Genomic DNA, 18,076 nt, shown 5'->3' with positions numbered 1-18,076 from the left:
TGAGTTCTTGGGGCTGCTTGGCAGCCCATTCGCGGCACAAGGCCGCTCCTACAGGGGCAACGCATATCCCTGTAGGAGCGGCCTTGTGCCGCGAATGGGCCGCAAAGCGGCCCTTACGATTACAGCTTGATCCAGGTCGCCTTCAGCTCGGTGTACTTCTCCAGCGCATGCAGCGACTTGTCACGGCCGTTGCCCGACTGCTTGAAGCCACCGAATGGTGCGGTCATGTCGCCGCCGTCGTACTGGTTGACCCAGACGCTGCCTGCACGCACGGCACGGGCGGTCTTGTGGGCCTTGGAAATGTCCGAAGTCCAGATGCCAGCCGCCAGGCCATACGGCGTGTCGTTGGCAATGGCGATGGCTTCTTCGGCGGTATCGAAGGCGATCACCGACAGCACTGGGCCGAAGATTTCTTCCTGGGCAATACGCATGGCATTGGTCACGCCGTCGAAGATGGTCGGCTCGACGTAGGTGCCGCCGGTCTCTTCCAGGGTGCGCTTGCCGCCGGCCAGCAGCTTGGCGCCGTCCTTGTGGCCAGCCTCGATGTACGACAGCACGGTGTTCATTTGCTGGGTGTCGACCAAGGCACCGACAGTGGTCTGTGGGTCCAGTGGGTTGCCTGGCTTCCAGCCTTTCAGGGCCTCGACCACCATTGGCAGGAACTTGTCCTTGATCGAACGCTCGACCAACAGGCGCGAGCCTGCGGTGCACACTTCGCCCTGGTTGAAGGCGATGGCGCTGGCCGCTGCCTCGGCGGCAGCTTGCAGGTCCGGGGCGTCGGCAAAGACGATGTTCGGGCTCTTGCCGCCGGCTTCCAGCCAGATGCGCTTCATGTTCGATTCGCCCGCGTACACCATCAGCTGCTTGGCGATCTTGGTGGAACCGGTGAACACCAGGGTGTCGACGTCCATGTGCAGGGCCAGGGCCTTGCCCACGGTGTGGCCGTAGCCTGGCAGCACGTTCAGCACGCCAGCCGGGATACCGGCTTCGATGGCCAACTGGGCGATGCGGATAGCGGTCAGCGGCGATTTTTCGGACGGCTTGAGCACCACCGAGTTACCGGTGGCCAGCGCCGGGCCGAGCTTCCAGCAGGCCATCAGCAGCGGGAAGTTCCACGGTACGATGGCACCGACTACACCCACTGGCTCACGGGTAACCAGGCCGAGCTGGTCGTGCGGGGTCGGGGCGACTTCGTCGTAGACCTTGTCGATGGCTTCGGCAGTCCAATGAATGGCTTGGGCCGCACCCGGGATGTCGATGCTGGAGGAGTCGCCGATCGGCTTGCCCATGTCCAGGGTTTCCAGCAGCGCCAGCTCTTCGACGTGCTTGCGCAGCAGGTCGGCGAAGCGGATCAGCTTGGCCTTGCGCTTGGCCGGGGCCAGTTGCGACCAGACGCCGGAGTTGAAGGTGGCACGGGCGTTTTCCACAGCGCGGTTGGCATCGGCCAGGTCGCAGCTGGCAACCTTGGCCAGGAAGCGTCCGTCGACCGGGCTCAGGCACTCGAAGGTTTCACCGGATGCGGCATCGGTGTATTCGCCGTTGATGAAGGCACGGCCTTCGATCTTCAGTTGCTGGGCACGTTGTTCCCAGTCCGCACGGGTCAGGGTGGTCATACGAAACTCCTCCTCTTGTTTAGGTGCAACGCCGCACTGAGGACTCACAGGCGTTGTCAGAATTCTGGCCGGGCGACGAGCGCACACGGGCAAGCGATACCCTAAACCAGCCGCTGTAAACTATCAATATATTTGACACGGACGGCTCAAAAGCCTACTGATGTTCATTTTATTAAACAACAACAGGAGCCGCACCATGCGCATAGAAAGCATCATCGACTTCGCCCAGGCCATCACCGAGGCCGAACGCTACCGCCCAGCGGCGGAAAAAATCCTCAAGGGCGAGCCCGACCAGGCGGTCTACAACCATTATTCCAGCCCATGCGGGCAGTTTGCCGCTGGCGTGTGGGAAGGTGAGGTGGGCCAGTGGACGGTGAACTACACCGAGCACGAATACTGCGAGATCGTCCAGGGCGTTTCGGTGCTGCGCGACCAGGACGGCGGTGCAAAAACCCTGCGTGCCGGCGATCGGTTTGTCATCCCGGCCGGGTTCAAAGGCACCTGGGAGGTGCTGGAGCCTTGCCGCAAGATCTATGTGATGTTCGAGCAGAAATGACCTGAGGCCCGCGCAGGCATAAAAAAACCCGCGTCCTTTCGGATGCGGGTTTTTTTCAGGTCGCCGATCAATTACTTGATCTTGGCTTCCTTGTACACCACGTGCTTGCGAACAACCGGATCATATTTCTTGATCTCGATTTTGTCCGGGGTGGTGCGCTTGTTCTTGTCGGTGGTGTAGAAGTGGCCGGTACCGGCACTCGAAACCAGACGGATCAATTCACGCATGATGTTCTCCCTTAAACCTTGGCGCCAGCTTTACGGATGTCAACCAGAACGGCGTCGATGCCGCGCTTGTCGATGATACGCATGCCTTTGGCGGAAACGCGCAGACGCACGAAACGCTTCTCGGATTCAACCCAGAAACGGTGGTGCTGCAGGTTCGGCAGGAAACGACGACGGGTTTTGTTGTTTGCGTGGGAAATGTTGTTCCCGGTTACTGGACCCTTACCAGTAACTTGACAGACTCTCGACATGACTCAGCCCTCTAAAACCACATGCCCAACCCGGCATGGGTTGGCCGCTTAATCTCTCAGTCTTTGGCGCCTGGGCGCCGTGATTCTGGAGGTCTTATCGACCGGATCCGCTGATGCGACAGGCCGAGCCCCTAGAAAAGAGCGCTGCTTTATACCAGAAAGACTTGGCTGCAACAACAGTAGATGCACATTGCCGCAAGCCAGAACGCGCCGGGCCAGCATAGCGGCAGGCTCCGCCAGCCGTCGACCGCTCGTCGCCAGTTTTGTAAAAAAGGGTGTGGTCATTTGCCGGCAGGCGCACTAGGGTAGGCCTTTTCCAGACTGCACTGGCAGATGGGCCACTGACAGCCAAGGAGCCACCATGCGTGCCGCCGCCCTTTCCTTATTGTTCAACTCGCTGTTCGCCGCCGGCGCTCTGTTCACAGCCGGCGCTGCCCAGGCCGCTCCGCTGAGCGTTTGCAGCGAGGCCAGCCCCGAAGGCTTCGACGTGGTGCAGTACAACTCGCTGACCACCACCAACGCCACCGCAGACGTGCTGATGAACCGTTTGGTGGAATTCGACGCGGCGCAAGGCAAAGTGGTACCGAGCCTGGCGGCCAGCTGGACGGTGTCGGCCGACGGCCTGGTGTATGACTTCACCCTGCGCGATGACGTGAAGTTCCACAGCACCGCCTACTTCAAGCCAAGCCGTGAACTGAACGCCGACGATGTGCTGTTCAGCTTCCAGCGCATGCTCTACCCGGCCCATGCCTGGCACAAGACCGCACCGGGTGGCTACCCGCACGCCCAGTCACTGCAGTTGGGCAGCCTGATCAAGGCGATTGAAGCACCTGCGCCGAACACGGTGCGCTTCACCCTCAGCCACCCGGACGCCACCTTCCTGGCCACCCTGAGCATGGGCTTCGCTTCGATCTACTCCGCCGAATACGCCGACAAACTGCTCAAGGCCGGTACGCCGGAGAAGCTCAACAGCCAGCCCATCGGCACCGGGCCGTTCGTGTTCCAGCGCTTCCAGAAGGACGCCGTGGTGCGTTACCGCGCCAACCCGGACTACTTTGCCGGCAAGCCGGCGGTCGACCCGCTGATCTTCGCCATCACCACCGATGCCAATGTGCGCCTGCAGAAGCTCAAGCGTGGCGAGTGCCAGGTGGCTTTGTCGCCCAAGCCGTTGGACATTGCCGAAGCAGGCAAGGATGGCAACCTAAAGGTGGCCACTACTCCAGCGTTCATGACGGCCTTCGTTGCCATCAACAGCCAGCACCCGCCGCTGGACAAGCCGGAAGTTCGCCAGGCCATCAACCTGGCCTTCGACAAGCAGGCCTACCTCAAGGCCGTGTTCGAAGACTCGGCGGTGGCCGCCAACGGTCCCTACCCGCCCAATACCTGGAGCTATGCCAAAGACCTGCCTGGCTACCCGCTGGACCTGAAGAAAGCCAAAGCGCTGCTGGCCAAGGCCGGCCTGGCCGAGGGCTTCAGCACCACGATCTGGACCCGCCCTTCGGGCAGCCTGCTCAACCCCAACCCAAGCCTTGGCGCCCAGATGCTGCAGGCCGACCTGGCCAAGATCGGCATCAAGGCCGAGATCCGCGTAATCGAGTGGGGCGAGCTGATCCGCCGTGCCAAGGCGGGCGAGCATGACCTGCTGTTCATGGGCTGGGCGGGCGACAACGGCGACCCGGACAACTTCCTCAGCCCGCAGTTTTCCTGTGCGGCGGTCGAGTCGGGGACCAACTTTGCACGCTTCTGCGACAGCCGTCTGGACCAGTTGATCAGCGCCGGGCGCACCACCAACGACCAGAGCGTGCGTAGCCGGCTGTATCAGCAGGCGCAAACGCTGATTCAGCAGCAGGCGCTGTGGGTGCCGTTGGCGCACCCGACAGCAGCGACCCTGCTGCGCCAAGAGGTCGAGGGGTACCAAGTGAGCCCGTTCGGGCGACTGGATTTCAGCAAGGTGTCAGTGACCAGGTAAGCCCTGGAGGTGCCTGCCTTGAAAGGGGTGGCGCCTGGGAGATCGAGCGCCGCCCGCGCGGCGCATCGCGAGCGAAGCTCGCTCCTACGTTTGTTTCGGGCCAATCATTCCTGTTGGATTTGTGCGCGAACGCCTTGGCGCATGGCGCGATATCGTGCCGTACAAACAAGGCGGTCGCGCGCGTTGGCGCAGGCGTCACTGGCCCGAAACAAACGTAGGAGCGAGCTTCGCTCGCGATGCGCCGCGCGGGCGGCGCTCGATCTCCCAGGCGCCACAACTCTCAATGCAGGCACCTGGCAGCCCTGACAGCATTGACCTGCCTAAGCCACGATCCACCCATGCTCGACCATCGACAACGGCTCCCCGTCGCCGATGATGATGTGGTCCAGCACCCGCACATCGATCAACCCCAGCCCGCGCTTCAACGACAGGGTCAAATGCACATCGTCCTGGCTCGGCTCACTGTTGCCCGAAGGGTGGTTGTGGCACAGGATCAAAGCCGCCGCGTTATGCAGCAACGCGCGTCGCACCACCTCCCGAGGGTAGACACTCGCCCGGTCTATCGTGCCCCTGAACAGGATTTCGAAAGCCAACGGCCTGTGTTTGCTGTCGAGAAACAGGCACCCGAACACTTCACTGGCCTCATGCCGCAACATGGCCTTGAGATAACGCCGCACGGCCACAGGCCCCTCCAGAGCCCCTGGGCGCTTGATATTCTCATCCAGATAGCGCCTGCCGATCTCCAGTAGCGCCTGTAACTGTGCGTACTTCACAACCCCGATACCCGGTTCGCGCAATACGGCTTCGCGATCAGCCTCCAGAAACTGCCTAAGCCCGCCAAAACGCAGCAGCAGCCCGCGTGCAAGGTCCAGCACATTGCGCCCGGCAACGCCAGAGCCCAGCAGCACGGCAAGCAGTTCAGCATCCGTCAGCACCGCCGCCCCTCGCTGCAGCAACTTCTCCCTAGGCCGTTCTTCAGCCGGCCACTCCCTGATATTCATCCCGCCCCTCTGCCTATGCTGCGGCCCATTTCGGCCCTGTGTTAATCTATTTCGCCTCGTACATGCGACGTTCTGCCGCAGGCATTTTCAAACGTCGCCGCCCGCTCTCACTGGAAAAAGGCAAGCCTATGCAGCGGCTGTATCGCAAGCGCATCGTTCTCGGCGTAGGTGGCGGCATTGCCGCCTACAAAAGCGCCGAGCTGATTCGCCGTCTCCTGGAGCACGGCGCGCAGGTGCGCGTCGTCATGACCCGTGGTGGTGCCGAGTTCATCACCCCGCTGACCCTGCAGGCGCTGTCGGGCCACCCGGTGCACATGGACCTGCTCGACCCGGCCGCCGAAGCGGCCATGGGCCACATCGAACTGGCCAAATGGGCCGACCTGGTGCTGATCGCCCCAGCCACCGCCGACCTCATGGCGCGCATGGCCCAGGGCATGGCCGACGACCTGCTGACCACCCTGGTGCTGGCCACCGACGCCACCGTCGCCGTTGCCCCGGCGATGAACCAGGCCATGTGGCGCGACCCGGCCACCCAGGCCAACCTCGAACTGCTCAAAAGCCGGGGTATTCAGGTGTTTGGCCCGGCCTCCGGCAGCCAGGCCTGTGGCGACGTCGGCCTGGGGCGCATACTCGAAGCCACCGACCTGGCCTGGTGCGCCGCGGAAAGCTTCAAACGCCAGGCGCTGACCGGCAAACATGTGCTGATCACCGCCGGCCCGACCCAGGAAAACATCGACCCGGTGCGCTACATCACCAATCATAGCTCCGGCAAGATGGGCTTCGCCCTGGCCGAAGCGGCTGCCGAAGCCGGGGCTCGGGTCACCCTCGTCACCGGCCCTGTGCATCTGCCAACCCCCGACCGGGTCAGCCGCATCGACGTGGTCAGCGCGCGAGACATGCTCGCGGCCTGCGAAGCGGCCATGCCGTGCGACCTGTTCATCGCCTCGGCAGCGGTTGCGGACTACCGCCCGGAAGTGGTTGCCACACAGAAACTGAAGAAAGATCCTACGACCGGCGACGGCATGCTGCTGCAGATGGTGCGCAATCCCGATATCCTTGCCACCCTGGCTGGCCGCGCCGACCGCCCGTTCAGCGTCGGCTTCGCCGCCGAAACCGAGCACCTGCTCGATTACGCCACGCGCAAGCTCAAGGACAAGAACCTCGACCTGATCGTCGCCAATGATGTGGCCAACCCCAGCATCGGCTTCAACAGCGAAGAAAACGCCTTGACCGTGATCGACCGCCAGCAGCACCAGACCCTCTTCGCGCAGACCAGCAAGGGCAAGATCGCCCGGCAGCTGGTCGCCTTCATCGCCGAACGGCTCAACCAGGTTCAATAAGTTACATGCACGCTCTTCAAGCCAAGATCCTCGACCCACGCCTGGGCAGCGAATTCCCGCTGCCGACGTACGCCACCCCCGGCTCCGCCGGCCTCGACCTGCGCGCCCTGCTCAAGGAAGACACTGTCCTCGAGCCAGGCCAGACCTTGCTGATTCCGACCGGCCTGTCGATCTACATCGGCGACCCGGGGCTGGCGGCAGTCATCCTGCCGCGCTCGGGCCTGGGCCATAAGCACGGCATCGTGCTGGGCAACCTGGTCGGCCTGATCGACTCGGACTACCAGGGCGAGCTGATGGTGTCGTGCTGGAACCGCGGCAACACGCCGTTCACCATCGCAGTTGGCGAGCGCATCGCCCAGCTGGTGCTGGTACCGGTGGTACAAGCCCATTTCGACATCGTCGAAGCATTTGACCAAAGCCAGCGAGGCGCTGGCGGCTTCGGCCACTCCGGCAGCCACTGAGCCGGCAAGTGACCGTTCAGGCCAAGGATGGCGAACTCTCTGGCGAATGCACCGTCCAAGCGTTCAGTTTGCGCCTGCCCAGAAAGCCTTGACTATTGGAGCTCCCAGAGATGAACGACATGGCCCACCTGGTCCCCGCCGCACTACCTGACAGCATTTTCCGCGCCTATGACATTCGCGGCGTGGTCGGCAAAACCTTGCATGCCGAAACCGCCTACTGGATCGGTCGCGCCATCGGCGCGCAGAGCCTTGCCCAGGGTGAACCGCAGGTTTCGGTAGGCCGCGATGGCCGCCTGTCGGGCCCGATGCTGGTCGAACAGCTGATCAAAGGCCTGGTCGATGCCGGCTGCCAGGTCAGCGACGTCGGCCTGGTGCCCACCCCGGCGCTGTACTACGCAGCCAACGTGCTGGCCGGCAAGTCCGGCGTGATGCTGACCGGCAGCCACAACCCATCGGACTACAACGGCTTCAAGATCGTCATTGCTGGCGATACGCTGGCCAACGAACAGATTCAGGCCCTGCTGACCCGCCTTAAAACCAACGACCTGACCCTGGCCGAAGGTCGCGTGGAAAAGGTCGAGATCCTCGACCGCTACTTCCAGCAGATCGTCGGCGACGTGAAGCTGGCGAAAAAGCTCAAGGTGGTGGTGGACTGCGGCAACGGCGCCGCCGGCGTGATCGCACCGCAACTGATCGAGGCCCTGGGCTGCGAAGTGATCCCGCTGTTCTGCGAGGTCGACGGCAACTTCCCCAACCACCACCCGGACCCGGGCAAGCCGGAAAACCTCGAAGACCTGATTGCCAAGGTCAAGGAAACCGGTGCCGACATCGGCCTGGCCTTCGACGGTGACGGCGACCGCGTCGGCGTGGTGACCAACACGGGCAGCATCGTCTACCCCGACCGCCTGCTGATGCTGTTTGCCCAGGACGTGCTGGCGCGCAACCCGGGTGCCGAAATCATCTTCGACGTCAAATGCACCCGCCGCCTGACCCCGCTGATCGAGCAGCTAGGCGGCCGCGCGCTGATGTGGAAGACCGGCCATTCGCTGATCAAGAAGAAGATGAAACAGACCGGTTCGCTGCTGGCCGGCGAGATGAGCGGTCATATCTTCATCAAGGAACGCTGGTACGGTTTCGACGACGGTATCTACAGCGCCGCACGCCTGCTGGAGATCCTCAGCAAGGCCGGGCAAAGCGCCGAAAACCTGTTTGCCGCCTTCCCGAACGATATTTCCACGCCGGAAATCAATATTGATGTGACCGACGAGGGTAAATTCAGCATCATTGATGCACTGCAACGCGACGCCGATTGGGGCGAAGCCAACCTGACCACCATCGACGGTGTGCGGGTCGACTATGCCCACGGCTGGGGCCTGGTTCGCGCCTCCAACACCACCCCGGTGCTGGTGCTGCGTTTCGAGGCCGACAGCGACGCCGAATTGCAACGTATCAAGGATGTATTCCGTACCCAGTTGCTGCGGGTTGAGCCTGAGCTGCAACTGCCGTTCTGACCGACTATCTGTTCCTTACAGGAGCCCTGCATGACCCTCGATCGCGATGCCGCTTCCCATGTAGCCGAGGTTTTGTCCGAAGCACTGCCTTACATCCGCCGCTTTGTCGGCAAGACCCTGGTGATCAAGTACGGCGGCAACGCGATGGAGAGCGAGGAGCTCAAGACCGGCTTCGCCCGTGACATCGTGCTGATGAAGGCTGTGGGCATCAACCCGGTGGTGGTCCACGGTGGCGGCCCGCAGATCGGCGACCTGCTCAAGCGCCTGTCGATCGAAAGCCACTTCATCGACGGCATGCGCGTCACCGACTCGGCGACCATGGACGTGGTGGAGATGGTGTTGGGTGGCCAGGTCAACAAGGACATCGTCAACCTGATCAACCGCCACGGCGGCAGCGCCATCGGCCTGACCGGCAAGGACGCGGAGCTGATCCGCGCCCGCAAGTTGACCGTCAGCCGCCAGACGCCCGAGATGACCACCCCGGAAATCATCGACATCGGCCACGTAGGCGAAGTGGTGAGCGTGAACACCGACCTGCTGAACATGCTGGTGAAAGGCGACTTCATTCCGGTGATCGCGCCAATCGGCGTGGGCGCCAACGGTGAGTCGTACAACATCAACGCCGACCTGGTGGCAGGCAAGGTGGCCGAGGCGCTGAAGGCCGAGAAGCTGATGCTGCTGACCAACATCGCCGGCCTGATGGACAAGCAGGGCCAGGTGCTGACCGGCCTGACCACCGAGCAGGTCAACGAACTGATCGCCGACGGCACCATCTACGGCGGCATGCTGCCGAAGATCAAGTGCGCACTGGATGCGGTGCAGGGCGGTGTGAACAGCTCGCACATCATCGATGGCCGCGTGCCGAACGCGGTGCTGCTGGAGATCTTCACCGACAGCGGTGTGGGTACCTTGATCACCAACCGCAAGCCGCGCTGAGTGATGGATTAGCCTGAACCGGCCTCTTCGCGGGCAAGCCCGCTCCCACAGGTTTGTCGCAGCCCTCTAAGGCGGTGCTGTACCTGTGGGAGCGGGCTTGCCCGCGAAGAGGCCAGTACAGGCGACACAAAAAAGGCGACCTTCACAGGAAGGTCGCCTTTTTCATTTCCAGGCCAGGATCAGATCCCGTACTGCGCCCGGTAAGCTTCGACAGCCGGCAGGTGTTGCTTGAGCTGCGGGTCATCGGCCAGGAACTCCAGCACCTGGGTCAGCGAAACGATGCTGACCACCGGGATACCGAAGTCGCGCTCCACTTCCTGGATTGCCGACAGTTCGCCATTGCCACGCTCTTCGCGGTTCAGCGCGATCAGCACACCCGCGGCCTTGGCCTGCTGGGCGTTGATGATCTGCATGACCTCACGGATAGCGGTACCGGCGGTGATCACGTCGTCGATGATCAGCACGTCACCGGCCAGCGGCGCGCCGACCAGGCTGCCACCTTCGCCGTGGTCCTTGGCTTCCTTGCGGTTGAAGCACCATGGCACGTCGAGCTGATGCTGGTCCGCCAGGGCCACGGCCGTGGTCGCCGCCAAAGGGATACCCTTGTAGGCCGGGCCGAACAGCACATCGAACGGGATCTTGCTGTCGACGATGGCGGCGGCGTAGCAACGCCCCAGCTCGGCCAGTGCGGAACCTGTGTTGAACAGGCCGGCATTGAAGAAATACGGGCTGGTACGCCCCGATTTCAGGGTGAATTCACCGAAACGCAGTACCCCGCGATCGATGGCAAAACGGATAAAGTCGCGCTGATACGGCTGCATGGATAGTCCCGGACACCATGGATTTAGCTAAATGGGTTGAGCTCGGGTATCATACACGCACGAGATTTTTGGGGCCATTTATGCGGATCATCAGTGTGAACGTAAATGGCATTCAGGCTGCGGCCGAGCGTGGTTTGCTCAGCTGGCTGCAAGCCCAGAATGCCGACGTCATCTGCCTTCAGGATACCCGCGCCTCGGCCTTTGAACTCGACGACCCAGCTTTCCAGCTCGATGGCTATTTCCTTTATGCCTGCGACGCGGAGGTGCCTGCCCAAGGTGGTGTGGCCCTTTATTCGCGCATGCAGCCCAAGGCAGTCATCACCGGCCTGGGCTTCGAGACAGCCGACCGCTACGGGCGTTACCTGCAAGCAGATTTCGACAAAGTCAGTATTGCCAGCCTGCTGTTGCCTTCGGGCATGAACGGCGACGAAGACTTGAACCAGAAGTTCAAGTTGATGGACGACTTCGCCAAGTACCTGGACAAGCAGCGCCGCAAGCGCCGCGAATACATCTATTGCGGCTCGTTCTACGTGGCGCAGCAGAAGCTCGACATCAAGAACTGGCGTGACAGCCAGCAGTCGCCAGGCTTCCTGGCGCCGGAGCGCGCCTGGATGGATGCGATCACTGGCGAGATGGGGTATGTCGATGCCCTGCGCGAAGTCAGCCGTGAAGGCGATCAGTACAGCTGGTGGCCGGACAACGAGCAGGCCGAGATGCTCAACCTGGGCTACCGGTTCGACTACCAGATCCTCACGCCGGGCCTGCGCCGCTTCGTGCGCAACGCCCGCCTGCCGCGTCAGCCGCGCTTCTCCCAGCATGCGCCGCTGATCGTCGACTATGACTGGACGTTGACCATCTGAGTACTGTTCAGATACGAAAAAGCCGACATCAATGTCGGCTTTTTCGTATCCACAGAAACAGTCAGTCGGCCAGTGCGGCCTGCTGCAGCTCGAAGATTTCGGTCATGCCCTTCTGCGCCAGGCCAAGCATGGCGTTGAAGTCTTCAGGCTGGAACGGCGCGCCTTCGGCAGTGCCCTGCACTTCGATGAAACCACCGGCGCTGGTCATGACCACGTTCAGGTCGGTTTCGGCGGCGGAGTCTTCCAGGTAGTCCAGGTCGAGCACCGCTTCGCCCTGGTACATGCCTACCGACACGGCAGCGATCATGTGCTTGAGAGGGTTACCCGCCTTCAGGCCCCCGCGCTTCTTGATGATCGCCAGGGCGTCGCACAGGGCGACCATGGCACCGGTGATGGACGCGGTACGGGTACCGCCATCGGCCTGGATCACGTCGCAGTCGACGTACAGGGTGATATCACCGAGCTTGCTCATGTCGAGCGCTGCGCGCAGCGAACGACCGATCAGGCGCTGGATTTCCAGGGTGCGGCCACCCTGCTTGCCACGGCTGGCTTCGCGCTGGTTACGTTCGCCGGTGGAACGCGGCAGCATGCCATATTCGGCGGTCAGCCAACCTTGGCCCTGGCCTTTGAGGAAGCGCGGTACACCGTTTTCCACACTGACCGTGCAGATGACCTTGGTGTCACCGAACTCGACCAGTACCGACCCTTCGGCGTGCTTGGTGTAGTTGCGGGTGATGCGGATCGAGCGGAGCTGATCGGCGGCGCGACCACTTGGACGTTTCATCTGGGATACCTGTACTGGGACTTTGAATCTGCCGAGCATTATAGAGCCGGCAGCCCGGCGAAGACATGCCTATTGTCGCGCCCGGCACAGCCCGTCGCCTTTTCCTACTGGCCTGGCCACCCGTCGGTAACATAGGCGGATTGGGCGCCACGGCCCCACTGCGCTACAATCCTGCGCCTTGCAGCCGAGAGGCTCCCACCGTTCATTCAACTACGCGAGGTACTCCCCATGGTGCACAGCATGACCGCTTTTGCTCGTGTCGAGCGCGCCGGCAGCCAGGGCACCCTGGTCTGGGAGCTGCGTTCGGTCAACCACCGTTACCTGGAGCCGCACCTGCGCCTGCCCGAGGCCCTGCGCGACCTCGAAGGCGGCGTGCGTGAAGGCCTGCGCCAGGGCCTGTCGCGAGGCAAGGTAGAATGCACCTTGCGCCTCAACGAAGACAGCAACGGCAAACCGCTGAAAGTGGACCACGAGCGCGCTGCGCAACTGGTTGCCGCCGCCGAGGAAGTGGCCGGCCTGATCAAGCAACCGGCCCCCCTGAACCCGCTGGAAGTGCTGTCATGGCCGGGCGTGCTGGTGGCCGACACCAGCGACCCGCAGGCCCTGAACGCCGAAGCCATGGCGCTGTTCGACGAAGCGCTGGCCGAACTCAAGGCCGGGCGCCAGCGCGAAGGCCAGGAGCTGGCCCGGCTGATCAACGAACGCCTGGACAACATGGCCAGCGAAGTCACCACCCTGCGTGCCCTGGTTCCGCAGATGCTGGCGGCGCAGCGGCAGAAGATTCTCGACCGCTTCGGCGATATGCAGGCCGAGCTCGATCCGCAGCGCCTGGAGCAGGAAATGGTGCTGCTGGCCCAGAAAAGCGACGTGGCCGAGGAACTCGACCGCCTCAGCACCCACGTCACCGAAGTGCGCCGGGTGCTCAAGGGTGGCGGCGCCGCCGGCCGGCGCCTGGACTTCCTGATGCAGGAACTCAACCGCGAGGCCAACACCCTCGGCTCCAAGGCCTTCGACCCACGCAGCACGCAAGCGGCGGTCAACCTGAAGGTATTGATCGAACAGATGCGTGAACAAGTACAGAACATCGAGTAAGGCCACCCCGACCATGAACCACAGCAGCGGCACCCTCTACATCGTTTCGGCCCCTTCCGGCGCCGGCAAGACCAGCCTGGTCACCGCCCTGACCAAGGACGACCAGCAAATCCGCGTCTCGGTCTCGCACACCACCCGCGCCATGCGCCCGGGCGAGCAGCACGGTGTGAACTACCACTTCGTTGTCCACGAAGAGTTCAAGGCGCTGATCGCGCAAGGTGATTTCCTTGAGCATGCCGAAGTGTTCGGCAACTTCTACGGCACCTCGCGCAGTGCGCTGCAGCAGACCCTGGACCAGGGCTACGACTTGATCCTGGAAATCGACTGGCAAGGTGCCCAGCAGGTTCGCGAGCTGATGCCGCAGGCGTTGTCGGTGTTCATCCTGCCGCCAAGCCAGGAAGCGCTTCGTCAGCGTCTGGACGGCCGCGGGCAGGACAGCGAAGAAATCATCGCCGGGCGCATGAAAGAAGCAGTCAGTGAGATGGTGCACTACGACGAGTATGACTACGTGATCATCAATGATGATTTCGACGTGGCGCTGGAGGATTTGAAGGCGGTGTTCCGCTCGAATCGCCTGCTATTGCAGAAACAGCAACAGCGTCATGCGGCGCTGCTGAAGCAAATGATCGGCTGAAGATCGATGGGGCTGCTTCGCAGCCCGTTCGCAGCACAAGGCTGCTCCTACAGTTGACGGTGTACGCCGTGCCTTTTGTAGGAGCAGCCTTGTGCTGCGAATGGGGCGCCAAGCGCCCCCGCTTTATTCCTGCAAAGGCAGGGTAGCCTGCTGACGCAAGGTAGCCCCCAGGAAGTACGCCGGCGCGCGCATGCGCGACAGCATCATCAACCCGATGCCCAGCACCGAGATGATCGCGGCGATCACGAACACCAAGCCCAACCCGCCCACATGCGAGCCGCTGCCGAAGTCTGGCGAAGCGCTGTCGATGGCGGTGCGCACGAAGATCACCGACAAGATCACCCCACCCACCAGCGGGCACAGACCGCGCATGATGAAGTGGCGCAGGCTGTCGAACAGGCTGTCGCGGAAATACCAGACGCAGGCGAACGCTGTCAGCGAATAGTAGAAGCAGATCATCATGCCCAGCGCGGTAATGGTGTCCGCCAGCACGTTCTCGCTCAGGCTGCGCATGGTCACGTAGAACAGGCCCGCGGCCACACCGGCACAGATGGTGGCATAACGCGGGGTCTGCGAACGCGGGCATACGCTGGCGAACTTCGGCGGCACCGCACCGTAGTAACCCATGGCCAACAGGGTGCGCGCCGGCGCCACGAAGGTGGACTGCAGCGACGCCGCCGTGCTGGCCAGCACAGCGATGGACATCAGGATCGCCAGCGGCCCCATGACCGGGCCGGCCAGGTGGGCGAAGACGTTCTCCTGGATGCGCGGGTTGTTCAGGCCCAGGCCTGTTTCGCTGATGCCGGCAAACTGCAGGGTGGCGATGGCGGTGAACAGGTACAGGCCGAGGATCAGCATCACGGTCCAGGTAGCGGCCTTGCCCGGCACCTCTTCGCTGCCCACCGACTCTTCGCTGACGGTCAGGCAGGTGTCCCAGCCCCAGAAAATGAAGATCGACAGCGACAAGCCGGCGGCAAAGGCCGAGAACGACTCGACACCGAACGGGTTGAACCAGGCGAAGTCGAACTCCAGCGGTGGCGGCGCGGTGGTACCGCCGAAGGCGGCGACGGCAAAGCCGATCAACACCACCAACTGCAAGGCCACCAGGCCGTACTGCACGGTCATGGTGGTGGCGATGCCGCGACAGCAGATCCACACCGCCAGGGCGATGAACACGCAACAGGTGGTGATATTGATCAACAGGTTGTCGGCCAATGCCGCCAGCTCATGCTTGCCGGTGATCTGGCCAAGGAACAGGTAGAAGAAGTCGACCGCCACCCCCGCCAGGTTCGAAAGCACGATGGTGGTAGCCACCACCAACCCCCAGCCGCCAATCCAGCCGATCATCGGGCCGAAGGCACGCGCTGACCAGGTGAACGACGTACCGCTGTCCGGTTCTGCCGAGTTCAGTTCGCGGTAGCCCAGGGCCACCAGCAACATCGGCAGGAAGCCGACGATGAACACGGCTGGCAGGTGGGCACCCACCTCGCGCACGGTAGGACCAAGTGCACCGGTCAGGGTGTAGACCGGCGCGATGGTGGAAATGCCCAGCACCACGCTGGCCAGCAAGCCCAAACGGCCCTTGGCCAGGCCCTTGCTGCGCTGAGTGTTGCCCGCGTCGGCCGCCACGTCGGGTGGGCGGCCGGCTTCTGTGTAATTGCTCATGAGTATTTGCCGTAAATTTTGGAATTGTTTTCACAGGCCTTGCGAACAAGGCCCGCTTTCACTCATTGAAAGCTCGCTGTCGGGGACAAGTCATCCGAGACCTTCGGCTGACGTCAGCATCACGCCTGCCGTGCGCCCTCCCGTGCTGCATAGGCAATGCAGGCCTCGCGAAACGCCTGAAACAGACGCAGCGAGACCGGGTTTTCGTTGAAGCGCCACTCCGGGTGCCACTGCACGCCAAGCACAAAGCCCGGCGCGTCAGGCATGGACACCGCCTCGATCAGGCCATCCGGGGCCCGTGCCTCGACGCGCAGGCCCGGGGCCAGGCGGTCGATGCCCTGGCTGTGCAGCGAGTTGACCTCGAACTGCGCCGCCAGGCCCAGGCGCTCGAACAACCCGCCAGGCTCGATGCCGACCAGGTGACGAGGGCCGTACTGCACCTCCAGGGGTGCGTCCTCAGGTTCGCGGTGGTCAAGGTAACCAGGCAGCTCCTGTACGCGTTGGTGCAGGCTGCCACCAAGGGCTACGTTCAGCTCCTGATAACCACGACAAATGCAGAACACCGGCACACCCGCGGCAATCGCTGCCTGCAGCAGTGGCAAGGTCAGCCGATCACGCGCCAGGTCGTGCCGGGTACCCTCCACGCTGGGGGCGCCATTGTAATGATGCGGTTCGATATTTGAAGGCGAGCCGGTAAAAACAATGCCATGCAGGCGAGCCAGCAGCGTTTGCGTGTCGCTGCCGCCATCGCGGGCCGGCAAGATCAGCGGCAAGCCGGCAAAGCCGGCCGCCTCGACATACTTGTCGCCCACCGTGTGCGACGAGTTCTTCCCCACCTGCTGACGGCAGGCGCTGACACCGATCAAGGGGACCGCATTTGCGCTCATGGGCTTACACCGTGTGCAGGTACCAGTTGTACTCAAGGTCGGAAATAGACACTTCGAACTCGGCCAGTTCGCTTTCCTTGCAGGCCACGAAGATATCGATGTAGTCCGGGCTGATGTATTGGTTGAGGACTTCGCTGTCATCCAGCGCGCGCAGGGCATCGCGCAGGTTGTTCGGCAGGCTTTGCTCCAGCTGCTCGTAGGAGTTGCCTTCGATCGGCGCATCCGGCTCGACCTTGTTGGTCAGCCCGTGATGCACGCCGGCCAGGATGGCCGCAAGCATCAGGTACGGGTTGGCGTCGGCACCGGCCACGCGGTGCTCCAAGCGCACGTTGTCGCTGCTGTCGGTAGGCACGCGCACGGCCACGGTGCGGTTGTCCAGGCCCCAGCTCGGCGCATTGGGCACGTAGAACTGCGCACCGAAGCGGCGGTAGGAGTTGATGTTCGGGCAGAGGAAGGCCATGGACGCTGGCATGGTTTCCAGGACGCCACCAATGGCATGGCGCAGCGTGTCGCTTTGCAGCGGATCGTCACTGGCGAAGATGTTCTTGCCGGTTTTCTTGTCCAGCAGCGAAATGTGCACGTGCAGACCGTTGCCTGCCTGGCCCGGGTAAGGCTTGGCCATGAAGGTGGTGTCCATTTCATGGTCATAGGCCACGTTCTTGATCAGGCGCTTGAGCAGGATCGCGTAGTCGCAAGCCTTCAGCGGATCAGCCACGTGGTGCAGGTTGACTTCGAACTGCGCCGGGGCGCTTTCCTTGACGATGGCATCGGCGGGCAGGCCTTGTTCCTTGGCCGCTTCAAGCATGTCTTGCAGGCAGTCGGCGTATTCGTCGAGGTCGTCGATCAGGTACACCTGGGTCGACTGCGGGCGCTTGCCGGAAATCGGCGAGCGAGGTGGCTGCGGGCGGCCGTTGAGGTTGTCCTGGTCGATCAGGTAGAACTCCAGCTCGAACGCGGCGCAGATATCCAGGCCCAGGTCGTCGAACTTGCTCACCACCTGGCGCAGCACTTCACGCGGGTCGGCGAAGAACGGCTGACCATCCAGCTCGTGCATGGTCATCAGCAACTGGGCGGTGGGGCGCTTCTGCCACGGCTCGTCCGACAGCGTGCCGGGGATGGGGAAGCAGATACGGTCGGCATCGCCGATGTCCAGGCCAAGGCCGGTGCTTTCGACCGTGGAACCGTTGATGTCCAGGGCGAACAGCGATGCGGGCAGGTTGATACCCTTCTCGTACACCTTGTGCAGGCTGGCCCGCTCGATGCGCTTGCCACGTACCACGCCGTTCATGTCGGAGATCAGCAGGTCGACGTACTGCGTGTCCGGATGGGCCTGGAGGAAGTCATTCATCTCGCTGGAAGAACTGGCGCACGGGGTTACCGACGTCATGGTGTACATCCTTTGATGTGCTGCGGCGATGTGGGGATACGGCTGGCGCCTCACGGGCGACGATGGTTGCAGCTGTTGTTCTTT

The 18,076-nt window shown here is 62.7% G+C and carries 17 protein-coding genes and 1 pseudogene; 9 read left to right on the top strand and 9 right to left on the bottom strand.

The annotated features are described in order from the left end of the window. Window positions 1-119: 119 nt before the first annotated feature. Window positions 120-1,613 (bottom strand): aldehyde dehydrogenase, encoded by a 1,494-nt coding sequence (locus tag ACNFBR_RS18550; RefSeq protein ID WP_416736236.1) that lies wholly within the window; start codon window positions 1,611-1,613, stop codon window positions 120-122. Window positions 1,614-1,809: 196 nt separating this feature from the next. Here ACNFBR_RS18550 and ACNFBR_RS18545 point away from each other — a divergent pair, with 196 nt between their 5' ends. Then, window positions 1,810-2,169 (top strand): cupin domain-containing protein, encoded by a 360-nt coding sequence (locus tag ACNFBR_RS18545; RefSeq protein WP_416736235.1) that lies wholly within the window; start codon window positions 1,810-1,812, stop codon window positions 2,167-2,169. A gap of 71 nt (window positions 2,170-2,240) precedes the next feature. On the opposite strand, the gene rpmG is transcribed toward ACNFBR_RS18545, so the two are convergent. Continuing rightward, complete coding sequence (gene rpmG / locus ACNFBR_RS18540; protein WP_003253507.1) at window positions 2,241-2,396, bottom strand: 50S ribosomal protein L33; 156 nt, start codon at window positions 2,394-2,396, stop codon at window positions 2,241-2,243. 11 nt (window positions 2,397-2,407) lie between these two features. Continuing rightward, window positions 2,408-2,644 carry a 50S ribosomal protein L28 gene (gene rpmB / locus ACNFBR_RS18535; RefSeq protein ID WP_003253504.1) on the bottom strand — a complete coding sequence of 79 codons (237 nt, stop codon included), beginning with the start codon at window positions 2,642-2,644 and terminating at the stop codon, window positions 2,408-2,410. A gap of 361 nt (window positions 2,645-3,005) precedes the next feature. On the opposite strand from rpmB, the gene ACNFBR_RS18530 reads away from it, so the two are divergent. Then, complete coding sequence (locus tag ACNFBR_RS18530; protein ID WP_416736234.1) at window positions 3,006-4,613, top strand: ABC transporter substrate-binding protein; 1,608 nt, start codon at window positions 3,006-3,008, stop codon at window positions 4,611-4,613. Window positions 4,614-4,933: 320 nt separating this feature from the next. Here ACNFBR_RS18530 and radC read toward each other — a convergent pair whose 3' ends face one another. Further along, a complete protein-coding gene (gene radC / locus ACNFBR_RS18525; RefSeq protein WP_416736233.1) occupies window positions 4,934-5,614 on the bottom strand; it encodes a RadC family protein in 681 nt (226 codons plus the stop codon). Window positions 5,615-5,742: 128 nt separating this feature from the next. Between radC and coaBC the strand changes: the two genes are divergently transcribed. The 4 genes and pseudogenes from coaBC to argB all read left to right on the top strand — a co-directional run bounded on the left by coaBC (window position 5,743) and on the right by argB (window position 9,862). Next, window positions 5,743-6,954, top strand: coding sequence for a bifunctional phosphopantothenoylcysteine decarboxylase/phosphopantothenate--cysteine ligase CoaBC (gene coaBC, locus ACNFBR_RS18520; RefSeq protein ID WP_416736232.1), 1,212 nt, complete (start codon window positions 5,743-5,745; stop codon window positions 6,952-6,954). 5 nt (window positions 6,955-6,959) lie between these two features. Next, window positions 6,960-7,415, top strand: a complete 456-nt coding sequence (dut, locus tag ACNFBR_RS18515) for a dUTP diphosphatase (RefSeq protein ID WP_416736231.1) — start codon at window positions 6,960-6,962, stop codon at window positions 7,413-7,415. Window positions 7,416-7,558: 143 nt separating this feature from the next. Further along, a pseudogene (locus ACNFBR_RS18510) lies at window positions 7,559-8,926 on the top strand (phosphomannomutase/phosphoglucomutase); the annotation flags it as partial. Window positions 8,927-8,956: 30 nt separating this feature from the next. Then, window positions 8,957-9,862, top strand: coding sequence for an acetylglutamate kinase (gene argB / locus ACNFBR_RS18505; protein WP_004575216.1), 906 nt, complete (start codon window positions 8,957-8,959; stop codon window positions 9,860-9,862). A 179-nt stretch (window positions 9,863-10,041) separates the two neighbouring features. Here the strand turns inward: argB and pyrE are convergent, their stop codons facing one another. Then, window positions 10,042-10,683, bottom strand: a complete 642-nt coding sequence (pyrE, locus tag ACNFBR_RS18500) for an orotate phosphoribosyltransferase (RefSeq protein ID WP_003253405.1) — start codon at window positions 10,681-10,683, stop codon at window positions 10,042-10,044. An 80-nt stretch (window positions 10,684-10,763) separates the two neighbouring features. On the opposite strand from pyrE, the gene ACNFBR_RS18495 reads away from it, so the two are divergent. Then, entirely contained in the window at window positions 10,764-11,543 is a 780-nt protein-coding gene (locus ACNFBR_RS18495; protein WP_003253401.1) for an exodeoxyribonuclease III, read from the top strand. A gap of 61 nt (window positions 11,544-11,604) precedes the next feature. On the opposite strand, the gene rph is transcribed toward ACNFBR_RS18495, so the two are convergent. After that, the gene (rph, locus tag ACNFBR_RS18490) at window positions 11,605-12,327 is read right to left on the bottom strand and encodes a ribonuclease PH (protein WP_416736230.1); all 723 of its coding nucleotides are present in this window, start codon (window positions 12,325-12,327) and stop codon (window positions 11,605-11,607) included. A 228-nt stretch (window positions 12,328-12,555) separates the two neighbouring features. On the opposite strand from rph, the gene ACNFBR_RS18485 reads away from it, so the two are divergent. Beyond that, entirely contained in the window at window positions 12,556-13,419 is an 864-nt protein-coding gene (locus ACNFBR_RS18485; RefSeq protein WP_010955794.1) for a YicC/YloC family endoribonuclease, read from the top strand. Window positions 13,420-13,432: 13 nt separating this feature from the next. Further along, window positions 13,433-14,053 (top strand): guanylate kinase, encoded by a 621-nt coding sequence (gene gmk, locus ACNFBR_RS18480; protein ID WP_416736229.1) that lies wholly within the window; start codon window positions 13,433-13,435, stop codon window positions 14,051-14,053. Window positions 14,054-14,176: 123 nt separating this feature from the next. On the opposite strand, the gene ACNFBR_RS18475 is transcribed toward gmk, so the two are convergent. The 3 genes from ACNFBR_RS18475 to ACNFBR_RS18465 form a co-directional block, all read right to left on the bottom strand. Then, on the bottom strand, window positions 14,177-15,718 hold the full coding sequence (locus tag ACNFBR_RS18475; RefSeq protein WP_416736228.1) for an APC family permease: 1,542 nt from the start codon (window positions 15,716-15,718) through the stop codon (window positions 14,177-14,179). 119 nt (window positions 15,719-15,837) lie between these two features. Next, the gene (locus ACNFBR_RS18470; RefSeq protein ID WP_416736227.1) at window positions 15,838-16,605 is read right to left on the bottom strand and encodes a gamma-glutamyl-gamma-aminobutyrate hydrolase family protein; all 768 of its coding nucleotides are present in this window, start codon (window positions 16,603-16,605) and stop codon (window positions 15,838-15,840) included. Window positions 16,606-16,609: 4 nt separating this feature from the next. Further along, complete coding sequence (locus ACNFBR_RS18465) at window positions 16,610-17,992, bottom strand: glutamine synthetase family protein (protein ID WP_016712708.1); 1,383 nt, start codon at window positions 17,990-17,992, stop codon at window positions 16,610-16,612. Between the last annotated feature and the right edge of the window lie 84 nt (window positions 17,993-18,076).

The organism is Pseudomonas sp. NY11955 (genome assembly GCF_048068035.1).
Classification (GTDB): domain Bacteria; phylum Pseudomonadota; class Gammaproteobacteria; order Pseudomonadales; family Pseudomonadaceae; genus Aquipseudomonas.
Note: the sequence above shows the minus strand (reverse complement) of the source record. Positions and strands in the feature narration are given on the sequence as shown.